Annotated in this window: 16 protein-coding genes; 2 read left to right on the top strand and 14 right to left on the bottom strand. The window is 68.9% G+C overall.

What is annotated here, in order from left to right:
- Window positions 1-16: 16 nt before the first annotated feature.
- Window positions 17-1,963, bottom strand: a complete 1,947-nt coding sequence (locus RMCN_RS13695) for a primosomal protein N' (protein ID WP_201028845.1) — start codon at window positions 1,961-1,963, stop codon at window positions 17-19.
- A gap of 77 nt (window positions 1,964-2,040) precedes the next feature.
- Window positions 2,041-2,763 carry a lysoplasmalogenase gene (locus RMCN_RS13700; protein WP_067389981.1) on the bottom strand — a complete coding sequence of 241 codons (723 nt, stop codon included), beginning with the start codon at window positions 2,761-2,763 and terminating at the stop codon, window positions 2,041-2,043.
- Between RMCN_RS13700 and RMCN_RS13705 the strand changes: the two genes are divergently transcribed.
- Together RMCN_RS13705 and RMCN_RS13710 are read left to right on the top strand one after the other, a co-directional pair.
- Complete coding sequence (locus tag RMCN_RS13705) at window positions 2,762-3,733, top strand: alpha/beta hydrolase (RefSeq protein WP_067389984.1); 972 nt, start codon at window positions 2,762-2,764, stop codon at window positions 3,731-3,733. The two genes, RMCN_RS13700 and RMCN_RS13705, sit on opposite strands and share 2 nt — an antisense overlap.
- Window positions 3,734-3,778: 45 nt before the next feature.
- Window positions 3,779-5,260: a flavin-containing monooxygenase gene (locus RMCN_RS13710; RefSeq protein ID WP_067389987.1), complete on the top strand. Its 1,482-nt coding sequence runs from the start codon at window positions 3,779-3,781 to the stop codon at window positions 5,258-5,260.
- An 81-nt stretch (window positions 5,261-5,341) separates the two neighbouring features.
- Here the strand turns inward: RMCN_RS13710 and metK are convergent, their stop codons facing one another.
- From metK to pyrR, 12 genes are all read right to left on the bottom strand, one after another.
- Entirely contained in the window at window positions 5,342-6,550 is a 1,209-nt protein-coding gene (gene metK, locus RMCN_RS13715) for a methionine adenosyltransferase (protein WP_064415713.1), read from the bottom strand.
- A gap of 126 nt (window positions 6,551-6,676) precedes the next feature.
- Entirely contained in the window at window positions 6,677-7,927 is a 1,251-nt protein-coding gene (gene coaBC, locus RMCN_RS13720) for a bifunctional phosphopantothenoylcysteine decarboxylase/phosphopantothenate--cysteine ligase CoaBC (RefSeq protein WP_067389991.1), read from the bottom strand.
- 31 nt (window positions 7,928-7,958) lie between these two features.
- Entirely contained in the window at window positions 7,959-8,276 is a 318-nt protein-coding gene (gene rpoZ, locus RMCN_RS13725; RefSeq protein WP_064395447.1) for a DNA-directed RNA polymerase subunit omega, read from the bottom strand.
- 73 nt (window positions 8,277-8,349) lie between these two features.
- Entirely contained in the window at window positions 8,350-8,925 is a 576-nt protein-coding gene (gmk, locus tag RMCN_RS13730) for a guanylate kinase (protein WP_067389994.1), read from the bottom strand.
- A gap of 9 nt (window positions 8,926-8,934) precedes the next feature.
- The gene (gene mihF, locus RMCN_RS13735) at window positions 8,935-9,252 is read right to left on the bottom strand and encodes an integration host factor, actinobacterial type (RefSeq protein ID WP_003889986.1); all 318 of its coding nucleotides are present in this window, start codon (window positions 9,250-9,252) and stop codon (window positions 8,935-8,937) included.
- A 427-nt stretch (window positions 9,253-9,679) separates the two neighbouring features.
- A complete protein-coding gene (gene pyrF, locus RMCN_RS13740; protein ID WP_067389997.1) occupies window positions 9,680-10,498 on the bottom strand; it encodes an orotidine-5'-phosphate decarboxylase in 819 nt (272 codons plus the stop codon).
- On the bottom strand, window positions 10,495-13,842 hold the full coding sequence (gene carB, locus RMCN_RS13745; protein WP_067390000.1) for a carbamoyl-phosphate synthase large subunit: 3,348 nt from the start codon (window positions 13,840-13,842) through the stop codon (window positions 10,495-10,497). Before carB ends, pyrF begins: the two co-directional genes overlap by 4 nt.
- Before the next feature lie 92 nt (window positions 13,843-13,934).
- The gene (carA, locus tag RMCN_RS13750; RefSeq protein ID WP_064415718.1) at window positions 13,935-15,065 is read right to left on the bottom strand and encodes a glutamine-hydrolyzing carbamoyl-phosphate synthase small subunit; all 1,131 of its coding nucleotides are present in this window, start codon (window positions 15,063-15,065) and stop codon (window positions 13,935-13,937) included.
- Complete coding sequence (locus RMCN_RS13755; RefSeq protein WP_067390003.1) at window positions 15,062-15,565, bottom strand: PH-like domain-containing protein; 504 nt, start codon at window positions 15,563-15,565, stop codon at window positions 15,062-15,064. Before RMCN_RS13755 ends, carA begins: the two co-directional genes overlap by 4 nt.
- A gap of 31 nt (window positions 15,566-15,596) precedes the next feature.
- Complete coding sequence (locus tag RMCN_RS13760; RefSeq protein ID WP_067390006.1) at window positions 15,597-16,889, bottom strand: dihydroorotase; 1,293 nt, start codon at window positions 16,887-16,889, stop codon at window positions 15,597-15,599.
- Window positions 16,886-17,836 carry an aspartate carbamoyltransferase catalytic subunit gene (locus RMCN_RS13765; protein ID WP_067390010.1) on the bottom strand — a complete coding sequence of 317 codons (951 nt, stop codon included), beginning with the start codon at window positions 17,834-17,836 and terminating at the stop codon, window positions 16,886-16,888. The genes RMCN_RS13760 and RMCN_RS13765 overlap by 4 nt, the downstream gene beginning before the upstream one ends.
- Window positions 17,833-18,429 carry a bifunctional pyr operon transcriptional regulator/uracil phosphoribosyltransferase PyrR gene (pyrR, locus tag RMCN_RS13770; protein WP_064415722.1) on the bottom strand — a complete coding sequence of 199 codons (597 nt, stop codon included), beginning with the start codon at window positions 18,427-18,429 and terminating at the stop codon, window positions 17,833-17,835. Before pyrR ends, RMCN_RS13765 begins: the two co-directional genes overlap by 4 nt.
- Window positions 18,430-18,540 lie beyond the last annotated feature (111 nt).

Consider the following 18,540-nt stretch of genomic DNA (forward strand, 5'->3'; position numbering starts at 1 on the left):
ACGCCAGGTTTCCGGTTCACCCTATGTGCAAAGGGTCGATTTGGACGCGAACCGGCTGTTGGTCGTGACGAGCGCTGAGCACGGCGGTGGCCCGGCGCAGGGCCGAGGAAAGGGCCAGTCCGGTGTTGCGGGGAACCCGCAGCAGCATCCGGATCACGGTCGTGTCGGGGCCCAGTCCTGGCGGGCGGCGCGCGCCGACCGGCAGATCGACCGGGCCGAGTTGTTCGGTGCCCTCGGGCGTATCGGCGGTGTCGAGCAAGGCGTGCACCGCCTCGGGCGGCCCGTCGACCGCGGCCATGTGCACAGCGGGCGGCAGGCCGACTTCGGCGCGTGCGTTCAGCTCGGCGTCGGCGTGGCCGACGGGGTCCCAACGGATCAGCGCCTGCACGGTGGGTATCGCGGACTCGGCCACCACTGCGATCACGCCGCCATCGCCGCGGTTGCGGACCAGCGCGCCCGCGGCCATCCACCGACGCAAGGTGTCCTCGGCCGCCCGCAGGTCCTGGCGGCCGAGCAGCGCCCAGCTGTCGAGCAGCAGCGCGGCGCCGTAGCCGCCCACGGCCCTTGGTTCGGCGCCGGGGGTGGCGACGACGACGGCGGGCCGCTGCGGGACCTCTGCCACCATCGCGTCGCCGCCGGAGGTGATGACCGTCGCGCCCGGGAACGCCCTGCCGAGCTCCTCGGCGGTGCGTCGGGCCCCGACGACGACCGCGCGCACCGCATCCGAACCGCACCGTACGCAGCGCAACGACGGGTGGGCGCGTCCGCACCACCGGCACACCGCGCCGACGGCATCGCGGTCAGGCAGCGACAAGGGCCCGGTGCAGTTTCGGCACCGGGCGATGCTGCGGCAGCGCGCGCACGCGAGCGCAGGTACGTATCCACGGCGAGGCACCTGCACCAGCACGGGCGCGCCGGACTCCAGCGCCTTACGCGCGGCCTGAAGCGCCATCGACGGAAGCCGGGCCGACCGGGCGGCCGGGTCGCGTTCCTGTTCGAATCCGCTGTCGTCGAGGGCGATGACGCGCGGTGAGGCCGCCCGCACCACCGGCCGCAGCGCGACCAGGTCGTGCGCCCAGCCGCTGCGCACCAGCGCCTGAGCCTCCGCGGTTCGGGCGAACCCGCCGATCAGTGCGGCGCAGCGCAGCTGATGTGCCCGCAACATCGCCACCTCCCGCGCATGCGGATACGGCGCACGGGGTTCGGCGAGCGTGTCGTCGCCGTCGTCCCACACCATCACCAGACCGAGGTCGGCGACCGGTGCGAACACCGCGCTGCGGGTGCCGATGACGAGCCGAGCGCTGCCGCGGAGCACCGACAACCAGCGCCGATAACGTTGCGCGGGACCGAGTCCCGCCGACAACGCCACCACCAGGGCCTCGTCGAGGAGGCCGAGCGCGCCGGCGTGCACCGCGTCGATGTCGCGCTGATCCGGCACGATCACCAGCACTCCGCGGCCCGAGTTCACCATCGCCGCCGCGGCCTCGGCCAGCCGATCGGGCCAGGCTTCCCCGGGCAACGCCTGCCATACCGCGCGGGCGGCCCGTCCGCCCGCCACCGCCGCGAGGAACTGCTCGCCTCTGCCGTAGGCGTTCCAGGGATCGGTTGGGACGGGTCGCGGGTCGACCGGCACGGTCTGCGGTGGCTCCTGTTTCTCGACCCGGGCGTGCCGCGGCGGGATGGCCAGCCGCAGAACGTCGGCGCGGGTGCCGGCGTAGCGGGCCGCCACGGCGTCGGCGAGTCGACGGATCTCGGGCGTCAGCACCGGCTCGGGCGAGACCACCCGATCGAGCCAGCCGAGCTTGCCGACATGGTCGGTGTCGGACCGCCTCTCGAGGATGAACGCGTCGACCAGGCGGCCGTGGAAACGCACCCGGACGCGGACGCCGGGTTGTGCGTCGTCGGACTGCTCGGCCGCGACCAGGTAGTCGAACTCGCGGTCGAGGTGCGGGACGGTCAGCATCGGCAGCACCCGCGCGACCGGCTCATGCTCGGCAGGCTGTCTCGTGGCGCCCGGGCGGGCCGGGCTGTCGGACCCCGTCACGCAGGATTGATAGCAGACGGCACCGACGTCCGGCCGAAGAAGAACCCGGCTGTGATGAGCACCAGCGAGGCCGCATACACCCACCAGATCGGCACCGCCAGAGCCTCGGAAACCAACACGAACTTGCCGATCCCGATCATCGCGTCCGACACCGCGAAACACACCGCGCCCAGTGCGGTCCACGGCGTGGGCAGCCGCGCCATCAGCGCGGCGCACACCATCGCCCCGAGCACCGCGATGTACAGCGTCACCGGAACGGCCATGCCCTCGGCGATCAGCCGCGGCCAGAACCACACCAGCAGGGCCAGGCAGGCCGCAACCGTCACCGCGGCGGCGGTCAGCCTGGGACCGGAGCGGGTGACCAACGGCCACAGTGCGCCCAGGAAGCACAGATGGGCGACCAGAAACGCGGACAACCCGAGCACGAACGACGGCTCCCACCACGGCAGCGCCAACAGGAAATCGCCCGCCGCCGAGAACAACAGCGCGGCCACCAACCAGCGTCGTTCCCGGGCGATCGGATGTGTCATCGCGGCCCCGGCGAGCAGCACCGCCGCGGCGGCCTTGACCGCGGGCTGCAGCGCGAACTGACCGGTGAGCTCGGCACCGGCGGGCAGCCGCACCGCGGTCGCGATCAGGAACACCCCGTAGCAGGCGGCGACGACGGCGGCGGCCACCCACAGAAGCCGGGTACGCCGGTGAACGTACGGTGTCCCCATGTCAGTCCCCGAGGTAGGGCCGGCCAGCCCGGAACCCATAGACGCCATTCTGCTGAAGGTACTGCAGGCGGTTCCGTTCCAGTTGACAACCGAAGGCGGCGCGCAGGCCGCGCGTGAACGGTTCAACGCGCTGCCGCGGGTCGAGATCCTGCCCGAGGTGCGCGCCCAGGACCGCACGGTCGACGGGCCGGGCGGCCCGATCCCGGTCCGGGTTTATCGGCCGCCGACCGAAACCGATGCGCCGCTCCCCGTGGTGGTGTTCTTCCACGGCGGCGGCTGGTCGGTCGGCGACCTCGACAGCTACGACGGCACCGCGCGTCGACACGCGGCCGAGGCCGAGGCCGTGGTGATCTCCGTCGACTACCGGTTGGCACCCGAGCACCCCTACCCCGCCGCGGTCGACGATGTGTGGGCGGTGACACAGTGGGCCGCCGCGAGCGCGGACGAACTGGAGGTCGACGCGTCCCGGCTTGCGGTCGCCGGCGATTCGGCGGGCGGCAATCTGGCCGCGGTGGTGGCGCAGTTGGCGCGCGATGCCGGCGGGCCGCAGATTTGCTTCCAGCTGCTGTGGTATCCGGCGACGACGTGGGACACCTCGTTGCCGTCGTTCGCCGAGAACGCCGACGCGCCGATCCTGAATTTCGATGCGGTGGGGGGCTTTTCGCGGTGGTACGTCGGCAACATGGATCTGTCCGACATGCCTGCGACGCTGGCGCCCGCGCGCGCGAAGGATCTGACCGGTCTGCCGCCGGCCTACATCGCCGTCGCGGGGCATGACCCGTTGCGCGACGACGGCGCCCGCTATGCGGAGTTGCTCTCCGCCGCAGGTGTTCGCGTCGAACTGCACAACGCCGAATCCCTCGTGCACGGCTACCTCGGTTACGCCGGGGTGGTGCCCGCCGCGACCGAGGCCACCGAACGGGGATTGAAGGCATTGCGCACCGCGTTGCATCGGTATCGCAACGGCTGAACCACGGGGTACCGTGAGCGAGATGTGAGCGACACGGGAGGCCCTATGACAGTGCCCGATCACGACACCATCATCGTCGGTGCCGGATTCTCCGGTATCGGCGCCGGGATCAGCCTCGACAAGGCCGGTCTCGGCGACTATCTGATCATCGAAGCCGGCGAGGGCCCCGGCGGGACGTGGTACTGGAACACGTATCCCGGTATCGCCGTTGATATTCCGTCGTTCTCCTACCAGTTCTCCTTCGAGCAGAGCCCGGAGTGGACCCGCACCTACGCACCGGGGCACGAACTGCGCGCGTACGCCGAGCATTGCGTCGACAAGTACGGCCTGCGGCCCAAGATCCGGTTCAACACCAAGGTGCTCGGCGCGGTCTTCGACGACGACGAGAGCCTGTGGCGAATCGAACTCGACTCCGGCGACGTCGTCACGGCGCGTTTCCTGATCAATGCGTGCGGGGTGCTCATCACACCGAAACTGCCCGATATCGACGGGGTCGACTCGTTCGCCGGCGTGACCATGCACACCGCGCGCTGGGACCACTCGCAGGACCTCGCGGGCAAGCGCGTCGCGGTCATCGGCACCGGTGCGTCAGCGGTACAGGTGATCCCCGAGATCGCACCGATCGTCAAGCAGCTCACCGTCTTTCAGCGCACACCGATCTGGTGTTTCCCGAAGTTCGACGTGCCGCTGTCGTCGACGGCGCGGCGGATGATGCGGCTGCCCGGCGGCCATGTGGTGCAGCGTCTGCTGAGCCAGGCGTATGTCGAACTGACCTTCACGCTGCCCGCGCAGTACTTCACCATCAACCCGATGGCGAAGAACATGTCGAAGGTGGGCGAGGCGTATCTGCGCAAAGAGGTCCACGACCCGGAGGTCCGCGACAAGCTCACGCCCGAGTATGCGGTGGGCTGTAAGCGGCCCGGCTTCCACAACACGTATCTGTCGACCTACAACCGGGACAACGTCGAGTTGGTGACCGAGCCGATCGACAAGATCACCGGTTCGGGTGTGGCGACCGCCGACGGCGCGACCCGCGATGTGGACGTGCTGATCCTCGCCACCGGTTTCAGGGTGATGGACGCCGACGACATGCCGACCTATCCGGTCACCGGTTCGCGCGGTCGGTCGTGGAGCCGGCACTGGGAGGAGAACCGCCTGCAGGCCTACGAGGGTGTGAGCGTGCCGGGTTTCCCGAACTTCTTCACCGTGTTCGGGCCGTACGGCTACGTCGGATCGTCGTACTTCGCGCTCATCGAGACGCAGACGCATCACATCGTCCGCTGCCTCAAGCACGCCCGGCGCAAGGGGGCCCGCCGCGTGGAGGTGACGCAGGAAGCCAACGACCGCTACTTCGACGAGATGATGCGCAAGCGCCACCGCCAGATCTTCTGGCAGGAGAGCTGCCAGCGGGCCAACAGCTACTACTTCGACAAGAACGGCGACGCCCCGCTGCGTCCGACCACGACGCTGGAGGCGTACTGGCGCAGCCGCCGCTTCCCGCTACGGGATTACGCGTTCAGCCCCTGAGTGGCGTGGGCGCCGAGACCGACGAAATGGCGGCTATCCGTCGCTGACGGCGACCATTTCGTCGGTTTCGCGGACAGAGTCCTAGACGGAAGCCTTGAGCTCGTCGACCTTGTTCAGCTGCTCCCAGGGCAGCTCGACGTCGGTGCGGCCGAAGTGGCCGTACGCGGCGGTCTGCGCGTAAATCGGGCGCAGCAGGTCGAGGTCGCGCACGATCGCGCCGGGGCGCAGGTCGAACACCGAGGTGATCGCCTTCTCGATGCGGCCCGGATCGACCGACTCGCTGCCGAACGTCTCGACGAACAGACCGACCGGCGCGGCCTTGCCGATCGCGTAGGCCACCTGGACCTCGACACGCTCGGCCAGACCCGCTGCGACGACGTTCTTCGCCACCCAGCGCATCGCGTAGGCCGCCGAGCGGTCCACCTTGGACGGATCCTTGCCCGAGAACGCACCGCCGCCGTGACGGGCCCAGCCGCCGTAGGTGTCCACGATGATCTTTCGACCCGTCAGCCCCGCGTCACCCATGGGGCCGCCGAGCACGAACTTGCCCGTCGGGTTCACCAGCAGGCGGAAGTCGGAGGTGTCCATCGAGTCGTGGTTCAGGTCGGCCAGCACGGTGTTGACGACCTTCTCGCGGATGTCCGGCGTCAGCGTCCCCTCGAGGTCGATGCCCGCCGCGTGCTGCGTCGACAGCACGACCGTGTCGAGGCGCACCGGGGTGGTGCCGTCGTACTGCACCGTGACCTGGGTCTTGCCGTCGGGGCGCAGGTAGTCGAGCACGCCACTCTTGCGGACCTCGGTCAGTCGGCGTGACAGCCGGTGCGCGAGCGCGATCGGCAGCGGCATCAGCTCAGGCGTGTCCTTGATCGCATAGCCGAACATCAGGCCCTGGTCGCCCGCGCCCTGCAGGTCCAGCGGGTCGCCGGCGCCCTCGACGCGGGTCTCGTGCGCGGTGTCGACGCCCTGGGCAATGTCCGGCGACTGCCGGCCGATGCCGATGTTGACGCCGCAGGTCTCACCGTCGAAGCCCTTCTCCGACGAGTCGTAGCCGATCTCGAGGATGCGTTCGCGCACCGTGGTGGCGATGTCGGCGAAAGCCTCCTTGGCCGCCGTCGTCACCTCACCGACGACATGCACCTGCCCCGTGGTGACTAGTGTCTCCACGGCGACCCGCGACTTGGGATCACCCGCGAGCAAAGCGTCGAGCACCGAGTCGCTGATCGCGTCGCAGATCTTGTCGGGATGGCCCTCGGTTACCGACTCACTGGTGAACAGCCGAGCTTGACTCACGGTGTGGATCCTTCCGCTCTCATGTCGAGATAGTTAGTACATCAAGTTATAGGTGTGCCCTGTTGCACCCAAGCCTGTGCTTGCCTTGCGCGCAAGCATTTCACGCAGCCGGATGCGTGATCCGCGCTACCCGCTGCCGCTGTGCAGGAAGGCCACGATCGCGTCCACGATACGGCTGGCCATCAGCGTTTTCGAACCGTGTTCCAGTGCGGACTCCGTGCCGTCGGCCGCCAGCAGCCACCCGTCGTTGTTGTCCACTTCGAACGCCCGATTCTCACCCACCGCATTGACCACGAGCAAATCGCATCCCTTGCGCTGCAGCTTCGCGCGAGCGTGGTGGAGCACATCGCCGTTGGCGTCGCCGGTCTCTGCAGCGAACCCCACGATGGCCCGCATATTGGGCAGCTGTCCGTCGGCACGAGCCCGCACGGCGCCCGCCAGCACGTCTTCGGTGCGGGTCAGTTCGATGACCGGCGCGGCGGCATCCGGATCGGCGGACTTCTTGATCTTGGTGGCCTGCATCTGCGTGGGCCGGAAGTCGGCGACCGCGGCCGCCATCACCAGTACGTGCGCGTCCGGCGCGTGCTTGGACACGGCGTCCTTGAGCTGGGCGGCCGAGCCGATGTGCACGACGTCGACGCCGGCCGGGTCGATCAGCCCGGCGGTGTTGCCGGCGATCAGCGTGACGTCGGCGCCGCGCTGGGCCATCACTCGGGCCATCGCATAGCCCTGCTTGCCCGAGCTGCGGTTGCCGATGAACCGCACGGGATCGATCGGCTCGCGCGTCCCGCCCGCGGAGACCAACACCTTGACGCCGGCCAGGTCGTAGGGCAGCGCGTCCGGCCGCGTCAGCAGGAGCTGGGCCAGCGTGCTGATCTCCTCGGCCTCGGGAAGGCGGCCCGCGCCGCTGTCGGCTCCGGTCAACCGGCCCGACGCGGGTTCGAGGACGATGGCACCGCGCCGACGCAACGTGGCGACGTTCTCCACCGTGGCCGGGTGGAACCACATCTCGGTGTGCATGGCCGGGGCGAACAGCACCGGACATCGCGCGGTCAACAGCGTCGCGGTCAGCAGGTCGTCCGCGCGGCCCGCGACGGCACGCGCCAGGAGATCCGCGGTGGCGGGCGCGACGACGACCAGGTCGGCCTCCTGGCCGAAGCGGACGTGCGGTACCTCGTGGACGTCGTCCCAGACGCCGGTGTGTACGGAATGACCCGAAAGCGCCTCGAAGGTGGCGGCACCGACGAACCGGAGAGCGGACTCGGTGGGGACGACGCGCACGTCGTGTCCGGCCTCGGTGAGCTGTCTGACCACCGTGGCCGCCTTGTAGGCGGCGATACCACCGGCGACGCCGACGATGATCCGCTTGGACTCCATGGCGGCCGCTCCCCTATGCCTTGCGGTGTTGCTACTCGCCTTCGGTGTGCTCGAGCAGATCCGCGTGGATCTCGCGCAGCGCGATCGACAGCGGCTTCTCCTGCAGGCCGGGCTCGACCAGCGGGCCGACGTACTCGAGGATGCCGTCGCCGAGCTGGTTGTAGTAGTCGTTGATCTGGCGGGCGCGCTTGGCGGCATAGATCACCAGCGCATACTTGCTCGACGCGCGATCCAGCAGCTCGTCGATGGGCGGGTTGGTGATGCCCAACGGCGTGTCGTAGGCACTGGCGGCGGACGTGTCGAAGTCGTCCACAGCGGCCAGCTGCGTGTCGGCGTGCGGGGTGCTCACGAAAAATTCTCCTGGCGGTTTTAGCTGAATGCGAGATAGCTGTCGGGCCTGCGGCGCCGTCTCCGGCGCGTACTTATCGGTGGCCCACCAGCAAGGATACCAATTCGGCGCAGGCAGACTCCAATTGACTGTTCACGACCACGGTGTCGAAGTCGTCCTGCGCGGCGAGTTCGGCTCGGGCGGTGGCCAGCCGGCGCTCGATCGCCTCGGCGGTCTCGGTGCCGCGTCCGGTGAGCCGGTTCTTGAGCTCCTCCCAGCTTGGCGGGGCCAGGAAGACGGTAAGGGCCTCGGGCATCGCGGTCTTGACGGCCCGCGCGCCCGCGAGATCCACCTCGATCAGTACGGGCCTGTCCGCGGCGATCGCCTCGCGGACGGGCCGGGCGGGTGTACCGGAGCGGTGCAGCCCGCCGTGGATCTCCGCCCATTCGAGCAGGGCGCCGTCGGCGATCAGGTCATCGAATTGGCCAGGCGATACGAAGGAGTAATCAACGCCGTCGACTTCCCCCGGGCGCGGGGCTCTGGTGGTGACGGACACGCTGAAGTGCAGGTCGGGAACGCGTTCGCGCAGACAGCGAACGACGGTCGACTTCCCGACGGCAGAGGGGCCGGACAGCACGACTACCCGGCCGGCCCCTCGGCCGGCGCTCAACTTATGCGCCTAGGACTGGTCGAACTTTTCCAGCAGCGCCTTGCGCTGACGATCGCCGAGGCCACGCAGGCGGCGGGTCGGGGCGATCTCGAGTTCGGTCATGATCTCCTGCGCCTTGACCTTGCCGACCTTGGGCAACGCCTCCAGCAGCGCCGAAACCTTCATCTTGCCCAAGACCTCGTCGGTCTCGGCGTCCTTGAGCACCTGCTTGAGGTTGGTGCCGCCGCGCTTGAGCCGATCCTTCAATTCGGCTCGGGCTCGACGTGCGGCGGCAGCCTTCTCCAACGCGGCCGCGCGCTGTTCGTCGGTCAACTGGGGAAGGGCCACGGGTTCCTCCGTCTCATCACCATCAATTTCCATGCCTCGGCTGATCGGGAAAACCCGCAAACAGCCAGCGACGACGACCGTACCCACGCAGGCTGACGAAAGCGAACCCCACCCCCTGGTTACGGCGTCAAAAGCCCAGCGTGTCGGGCGGTCGCCCCGAGCCCGCGCCGACGGCGTTTCGCGGCCAGGAGCGGCGAAATCTCGCATTCCGCCGCCGGAACCGCCTGCATATCAAGGCAATTCGCATCGCGCGGAGCGCTGATCGAGCGCTCAGCGCGTGACCTGCGCCACACTTGCGCGAGTTGGCGGCGCGGAAAAAGAAAATTTTCGCTGGTCATCAGCTTTCGGGCGTGTCGCGACCAGCCAGTTTGTGACTGCTGTGACAGCTGAGACTGACGTTGCCGGTGTTACACCGTCTGCGGGTGTGTCAGGCCAGATAGGCGACCGCGTCGCGCATTTTGCCCGCGGCTGAGCGCACCGCGCCCACGTCCGGACCCGCGCGCAGCACCTCGCGGGACACCGCGGGCAGTAACTGGCCCGACTGGGCCCCTCCGAGCCCGCTCAACGCCTCTGGACGCCCGCCCTGGGCGCCGACACCCGGGACCAGAACCGGTCCGGCGAGCGCGCTGACGTCGGGCGGTTCGGCCAGCGTGGCCCCGACCACGACACCCACCGGGCCGGGTCGCGCGGACACGGTGCGGTTGACCGCCGCGGCGGCGTCGACGATCGACTGCGCGACGGTGCGACCCCCGGCATCGGCGCGCTGCACGGACGCGCCTTCGGGATTCGAGGTGGCCGCGAGGACGAACACTCCGCGGTCGTTGGCCATCGCCGTCTCGATCAGCGGTTGCAGCGAGCCGAAGCCCAGGTAAGGCGATGCGGTCACCGCGTCGGCGGCCAGCGGCGAATCACCCACCCAAGCCGCGGCGTATGCGGCCATCGTGGAGCCGATGTCGCCGCGTTTGGCGTCGGCGAGCACCAGCACTCCCGCCTCGCGCAGCGCGGCGATGGTGTGCTCCAGCACCGCGAAACCGGCGGCGCCGTACGCCTCGAAGAACGCGACCTGCGGTTTGACGACAGCGAAATCGGCGAACGCGGCCACGCACACGTCACAGAACCGGCGCAATCCATCGGCGTCGGCGCCCAATCCCCACGCGCGCATCAACTCCGGGTGCGGATCGATGCCCAGACACAGCGGTCCACGCCGGGCCACCGCATCGGCCAACCGCAGACCGAAACCCGTCACGGCCCCAGCACGCTGTGCAGTTCCTGCAGCGACATCACGCCGATGTCGCCGCGGATCCCGGCCTCGATGCCCTGAACCGCCGCCGAGGCGCCCTGCACCGTCGTCACACACGGAATGCTGTTCGCCACTGCCGCCGAGCGGATCTCGTAACCGTCGACGCGAGGACCCGAGTTGCCGTACGGGGTGTTGATCACCATGTCCACCTCGCCCGCCTTGATCAGGTCGACGGCGGAGGAAGCCGGCCTGTCCGCGCTGGCTTCCTGGAAGTGCTTGCGCACCTCTTCACAGGGAATCCCGTTGCGCCGCAACATCTCCGCGGTGCCCTCGGTGGCCAGGACCCGGAACCCGAGATCGGCGAGCCGTTTGACGGGGAACACCAGCGAACGCTTGTCGCGGTTGGCCACCGACACGAACACCGTGCCTTCGAGCGGCAGGGACCCGTAGGCGGCGGTCTGACTCTTGGCGAAAGCGCTTCCGAAGTCGTGGTCGATACCCATCACCTCGCCCGTCGACTTCATCTCCGGGCCGAGCAGCGAGTCGATCTGCGTGCCATCGTGTTTGCGGAACCGGTTGAACGGCAGGACCGCTTCCTTGACCGCGACGGGAGCGTTGCGGGCGGTGCTCGCCCCGTCCCCCGTGCGCGCCAGCACGCCTTCCTCGCGCAGCTCGGCGATCGTCGCGCCGAGCATGATCCGCGCACACGCCTTGGCCAGCGGCACCGCGGTGGCCTTGGAGACGAACGGCACGGTGCGGCTGGCGCGGGGGTTGGCCTCCAGCACGTAGAGCACATCGTCCTTGAGCGCGTACTGCACGTTGAGCAGGCCCACCACGCCGATACCGTGGGCTATTGCTTCGGTGGCACGTCGCACGGCCTCGATGTCGCTGCGACCCAACGTCACCGGCGGCAGCGCACACGCGGAGTCGCCGGAGTGGATCCCGGCTTCCTCGATGTGTTCCATGATGCCGCCGATGTAGACCTCGGACCCGTCGCACAGCGCGTCGACGTCGATCTCGATGGCGTCTTCGAGAAAGCGGTCCACCAGCACGGGATGCTCGGGCGAGAGTTCGGTGGCCCGAGTGATGTAGCCCTGTAGGGTCTCATCGTCGTAGACGATCTCCATACCGCGACCGCCGAGCACGTAGGACGGCCGCACCAGCACGGGATATCCGATCTCGGCGGCGAACCGCCGCGCCTGTTCGAAGCTGGTGGCCAGGCCGAACCGCGGTGCGGGAAGGCCCGCGTTGGTCAGCACTTCGCCGAACGCGCCGCGATCCTCGGCCAGATCGATTGCCTTGGGGCTGGTCCCGACGATCGGCACGCCGGCGTTCTGCAGGCGTTCGGCCAGTCCGAGCGGCGTCTGGCCGCCGAGCTGAACGATGACGCCGACCACACCGGGACCGCCTGCGCCGGAGACGGATTCGGCGTAGTACACCTCGAGCACATCCTCGAAGGTGAGTGGCTCGAAGTAGAGCCGGTCGGCGGTGTCGTAGTCGGTGGACACCGTCTCGGGGTTGCAGTTGACCATGACCGTCTCGAAGCCGGCCTGACTCAACGTCGTCGCGGCGTGCACACAGCTGTAGTCGAACTCGATGCCCTGCCCGATGCGGTTGGGGCCCGAGCCGAGGATCAGCACCTTGGGCCGCTCGGTCTGTGGCGCCACCTCGGTCTCGGCGGCGGGGTCGAGCTCGTAGCTGCTGTAGTGATACGGGGTCTTGGCCTCGAATTCGGCGGCACACGTGTCGACGGTCTTGAACACCGGGTGGATACCGAGCCGCTGGCGCAGCGCCCGCACGCCGACCTCACCGGCGAGTTCGGGTCGCAGCGCGGCGATCTGGCGGTCCGACAACCCGTGGTACTTGGCGCGCCGCAGCAGGTCGGCGTCGAGCACCGGCGCGTCGACGATTTCGGCGCGCAGCGCGACCAGCCCGGCGATCTGCTCGACGAACCAGGGGTCGACCCCGGAGGCCGTCGACACCTGTTCGACGGTCGCGCCTTTGCGCAGCACCAGCTCCAGGTCGTACAGGCGTCCGTCCGAGGGGGTGCCCAGCCGCGCCAGCAACTCGTCGACGGTGACGGTGTCCTCGTCGGGGTCGGGCTTGGTCCAGAAGCCGGCGCGCCCGGCCTCCAGCGAGCGCATCACCTTGCCGAGCGCCTCGATGAAGTTGCGTCCCAACGACATCGCCTCGCCGACCGACTTCATGGTGGTGGTCAGCGTGCCGTCGGCCCCGGGGAACTTCTCGAACGCGAAACGCGGGGCCTTGACGACGACGTAGTCGAGCGTCGGCTCGAAACAGGCCGGGGTCTCCTTGGTGATGTCATTGACGATCTCGTCGAGCGTGTAGCCGATGGCCAGCTTCGCCGCGATCTTGGCGATCGGGAAGCCGGTTGCCTTGGACGCCAGCGCACTCGACCGCGACACCCGCGGGTTCATCTCGATCACGATCAGGCGACCGTCGGCCGGGTTGACGGCGAACTGGATGTTGCAGCCGCCGGTGTCGACGCCGACCTCGCGCAGGATCGCGATGCCCAGGTCGCGCATGGTCTGGTATTCGCGGTCGGTGAGCGTCATGGCCGGCGCGACGGTGACCGAGTCACCGGTGTGCACACCCATCGGGTCGAAGTTCTCGATCGAGCACACCACGACCACGTTGTCGCGGCCGTCGCGCATCAACTCGAGTTCGTATTCCTTCCAGCCGAAGATCGACTCCTCGATCAGCACGTTGGCGCTCGGCGAGGCCGCGAGCCCGTCGCCGGCCATCCGCTCGACGTCCTCGGCGGAGTACGCCATGCCCGAGCCCAGCCCGCCCATCGTGAAGGAGGGACGCACCACCACCGGCAGGCCGAGGTCCTCGACGGTCTCGCGCACCTCCTCCATCGTGAAACACACTCGGGAGCGGGCGGATTCGCCGCCGACCTTGGCGACGATGTCCTTGAACCGCTGCCGGTCCTCGCCGCGCTGGATGGCCTCGAAGTCCGCGCCGATCAGCTCCACCCCGTGTCTGGCCAGCGCACCGGACTCCGACAGCGCGACGGCGGTGTTCAGCGCCGTCTGGCCCCCCAGCGTGGCCAGCAGACCGTCGATCTTGTTCCCGCGCTCGGCCTGCTGCACGATCACCCGCTCGACGAACGCCGGCGTGATCGGCTCCACGTAGGTGTGGTCGGCGTATTCGGGGTCGGTCATGATCGTCGCCGGGTTCGAGTTGATCAGGCTGACCTGCAACCCCTCGGCGCGCAGCACCCGGCACGCCTGGGTGCCGGAGTAGTCGAACTCGGCCGCCTGACCGATCACGATCGGCCCGGAGCCGATCACCAGGACGTGGTTGAGGTCGCTGCGCTTAGGCATTTACCGCGCCCCCCTTGTGCCGCCAAAGACCGTGTCTGCACACGACACTCCGCGTCCATCCGTACAACAGCGGTCGCTCACCGCGGACGACGTCACTTGTTTTCCCCTGCCATCAGGTCGACGAACTGGTCGAACAGATAGTTCGCATCGTGCGGTCCCGCCGCGGCCTCCGGGTGGTACTGCACCGAAAAGGCCAGCCCACTGACGAGTTTGATGCCCTCGACGACGCCGTCGTTGGCACACGTGTGGCTCACGATCGCCTCGCCGAACGGGGTGTCGAAGCGCTCCCCCGCCTCGCCCTCGAGGGCGAAACCGTGGTTCTGCGCGGTGATCGCGACCGCCCCGGTCTGATGGTCGATCACCGGCACGTTGATCCCGCGGTGGCCGAACACCATCTTGTACGTCGAGCGCCCCAGCGCACGGCCCAGGATCTGGTTGCCGAAGCAGATGCCGAACAGCGGAATACCCGCGCCGAGCACCTCTTTGGTGACGGCCACGATGTGGTCGGCGGTGGCGGGGTCGCCAGGCCCGTTGGACAAGAACACGCCATCGGGTTTCAGGTCGGCGATCTGCTCATAGGTCGCCGACGCGGGCAGCACGTGGCTGCGGATACCGCGCCTCGCGAAATTGCGGGGGGTGTTGGTCTTGATGCCAAGGTCGATGGCGGCGACCGTGAACCGTTGTGGCCCTTCGGGTTCCACCACGTAGGAGGCGTCGGTGCTGACCTCTCCGGCCAAGTTGGCGCCGAGCATGCCGGGCTGACTGCGCACCCGCTCGAGCAGCTCGTCGGGGTCCGCGAGCGCCGACCCGGAGAACAACCCGGCCCTCATCGACCCCCGACTGCGCAGGTGGCGCACCACCGCGCGGGTGTCGATACCCGCGATGCCGACGATGCCCTGACGTTCGAGTTCTTCGTCGAGTGTGCCGGTGGCCCGCCAGTTCGAGGCCCGCGGCGAGGGGTCGCGCACGGCGTAACCGGCCACCCAGATCTTGTCGCCGCGACTCTCGGCGTCCTCGTGGTTCCATCCGGTGTTGCCGATCTGCGGTGCCGTCGCGACCACGATCTGCCCGTGGTAGCTGGGATCGGTGAGCGTCTCCTGATAGCCGGACATACCGGTGGAGAACACCGCCTCACCGAGCGCCTGCCCGACCGCGCCGAACGTCGTGCCCGTGAAGACGCGGCCGTCCTCGAGCACAAGAACAGCCTTGCCTGTTGCCCTCACGCCGCCTCCTGTTCCACCCAGTGCGAGTACTCGCGGCGGTCGTTGGCGCGGAACCCGGTATCGATCTCGGTGCCCGACGGTAACCGCCACCGGATCGCGAGAATGCCGTCGTGCGTCATCGCCTTGCCCGCGATCCCCTTCTCGGTGCGGATCTCGGTGATCGCCTCGTCGGGGATCCAGATGGGCAGGGCGCCGCTGCGCTGCAACATGATTCCTTCGGGGTAACGGGTCAGCACGGCCTTGGCGCGGAAGCCCAGGTCGCCGACCACGATTCGGTCGTTCCAATGTGGGGCCAGCGTGCTGCCGACGTACAGGCCCTTGGTGGCGGGCACGATCGCGGGCCCGACGGTGTCGGGAAGCGCAGGCAGCGTGCCGATCAGTTCAGCCTGACGCTCTGCGCGACGACGCCATCCGCGGATCATCGCCTGGATCAGCACCGCGATGAGCACGGCCACGACGGCGGCCATGACCAGCGATCCCACGAGCGTACCGGTGTTCATGCGCGATCCGCCCGCGCTACTCGCTCGAAGTTCACGCCGGGCACTTCCCGTCCCGCGCAGTCACCTTGCCGCGCAACAACGTCAGCGTCACCGCCGCGGGCAGTTCGAGCGCCTCGTACGGCGTGTTGGCCGAGCGGCTGGCCAGAGCGGAACCTTCGACGGTCCACGTGGCGTCGGGGTCCACCACGGTCAGGTTGGCCGGCTCGCCGATCTCCAGTGGCCTGCCCTGATCGGGCAGCCCGACGATCTCGGCGGGCCGCTCGCTCATCACCCGCGCGACGTCCCGCCAGGTCAGCAGCCCCGGGCGCACCATCGTCTCCACCACCACCGACAGCGCGGTCTGCAATCCGAGCATGCCGGGACGGGCGACGGAGAACTCGCAGCACTTCTCGTGCTCGGCGTGCGGGGCGTGATCGGTGGCCACACAGTCGATGATCCCGTCCGCCAGCGCCTGGCGCAGCGCCCGCGCGTCCGAGGCCTCACGCAGCGGCGGGTTGACCCGGTAACGCCCGTCGTAGGTGGCCAGCCGTTCGTCATCGAGCAGCAGGTGGTGCGGGGTCACCTCCGCCGTGATCGAGATCCCCTGTGATTTCGCCCATCGCACGATCTCGACGGTGCCGGTGGTTGAGGCGTGGCAGATATGCACCCGCGCGCCGGCGTCGCGCGCCAGCAGCGCGTCACGCGCGACGATCGACTCCTCGGCCGCGCGCGGCCACCCGGCCAGCCCCAGCCGGGCGGCGTTGGGGCCCTCGTGAGCCACGGCGCCGACCGTGAGTCGCGGCTCCTCGGCGTGCTGGGCGATCAGCACGCCGAGGCCGGTGGCGTATTCGAGCGCGCGGCGCATGATCAGCGGGTCGTGCACGCAGATTCCGTCGTCGGAGAACATCCGCACCTGTGCCGCACCGCCGGCCATCATGCCCATCTCGGTGAGCTGGGCGCCCGCCAGCCCGACGGTCACCGCGCCCACGGGATGCACGTCGACCAGACCCACCTGCTGACCTCGCTGCCAGACGTGGTCGGTCACCACCGGGCTGTCGGCCACCGGGTTGGTGTTGGCCATCGCGAACACCGCGGTGTACCCACCGAGAGCCGCTGCGGCCGAACCGGTTTCGATGTCCTCGGCGTACTCGCGGCCGGGCTCACGAAGGTGGGTGTGCAGGTCGACAAAGCCGGGCAGCAGCACCTGGCCGGTGGCGTCGACGACATCGGCATCGTCGGGAATCTGAAGTTCCGCACCGATGTCGGCGATCTGTCCTTCGGACACCCGCACGTCGACGGGATCGCCCTCGCCGTAGAGCCGGACCCCTCGTATCAGCGTGCTCATACGCTGATGGCCTCCTTCTCGGCGCCCACCAGGAGGTGGAACAGCACCGCCATCCGGATGTGCACGCCGTTCGAAACCTGTTGCAGCACAGCTGATTGTGGCGAGTCGGCGACGGAGAACGCGATCTCCATACCCCGGACCATCGGGCCCGGGTGCAACACCACCGCGTTGCCCGAAAGCAGCGCCTGGCGCTTCTCGGACAAGCCGTAGAGCACCGAGTACTCCCGCGCCGACGGGAAGAATCCGCCGTTCATGCGCTCGGCCTGCACCCGCAGCATCAGCACGGCGTCGGCCAGCGGCAGTTCGGCGTCGAGGTCGTGCGACACCGTGACCGGCCAGTCGGCGACCCCGACCGGCAGCAACGTCGGCGGTGCGACCAGCACCACCTCCGCGCCGAGGGTGTGCAGCAGAAGCACATTCGAGCGGGCGACCCGGCTGTGCAGCACGTCGCCGACGATCACCACCCGCTTGCCCTCGATGTCGCCGAGGCGTTGACGGATGGTCAACGCGTCGAGCAGCGCCTGGGTGGGGTGCTCGTGGGTACCGTCGCCGGCGTTGATCACCGCAGGACCGTGCCCGTCCGGGGTGGCCGTCCACTCGGCGAGTTGCTGCGGTGCTCCCGAGGCGGGGTGACGCAGGATCAGCGCATCGGCTCCCGCGGCGCGCAGCGTCAAGGCCGTGTCGCGCAGCGACTCACCCTTGGACACCGACGATCCCGAGGCGCTGACGTTGATCACGTCGGCGCTCATCCACTTGCCCGCGACCTCAAAGGAGACCCGGGTGCGGGTCGAGTTCTCGTAGAACATCGTGATGATCGTGCGGCCCCGCAGGGTGGGCAGCTTCTTGACCTCACGACCGAGCAGGGCCTGGCTGAAGTGGTCGGCATTGTCGAGGATCGCCAGCGCATCGTCGCGCGACAGATCCGCCGCCGAGAGCAGATGCTTCACCTGATCGGACCTCCGTACGGCGCGATGGACACGCGGTCATGGCCATCGTCTTCGACCAACCGGACCTTGACGTTCTCGGTTCGGGCGGTGGGCACGTTCTTGCCCACGTAGTCGGCGCGCAGCGGCAGCTCCCGGTGACCGCGGTCGACCAGCACCGCCAGTTGCACCGCCTTCGGTCTGCCGATGTCGCGCAGAGCATCCAGTGCCGCGCGCACCGAGCGGCCGGTGTAGAGCACATCGTCGACGAGGATGACCAGGGCCTGGTCGACCCCGCCCTCGGGGATCGAGGTCTCCTCGAGAGCACGGGGCGGCTTGAAGTCGAGGTCGTCGCGGTACAGCGTGTTGTCCAGCGCGCCGTGAGGAACGACGACGCCGGAGAACTCCTTGATCTTCTCGGCGAGCCGGGTGGCCAACGTCACGCCCCGGGTGGGGATGCCGAGCAGGACGACGCGCGGGGCCTTGGCATCGCCGGGGGCACCGTCGAGTGCGGTCTTCTCGATGATCTGGTGGGCGATGCGGGAGATGGTGCGGCCGACGTCCGCTGCGGACATCAGCTCCCGGTCGGTGCCCGACGAGCCTTCATGCGCGCCCAAGCGACTCTGACCTCCTTCTCCGCCTCTCTGGACGGCTCCTTAAAGGACGTCGAAACTGCGGGGAAGCTTAGCACCCGGACAGCCGTGGTCCGGTCGCGCCACGAAGGGGCC

Source organism: Mycolicibacterium novocastrense (assembly GCF_001570485.1).
GTDB classification, from domain to species: domain Bacteria; phylum Actinomycetota; class Actinomycetes; order Mycobacteriales; family Mycobacteriaceae; genus Mycobacterium; species Mycobacterium novocastrense.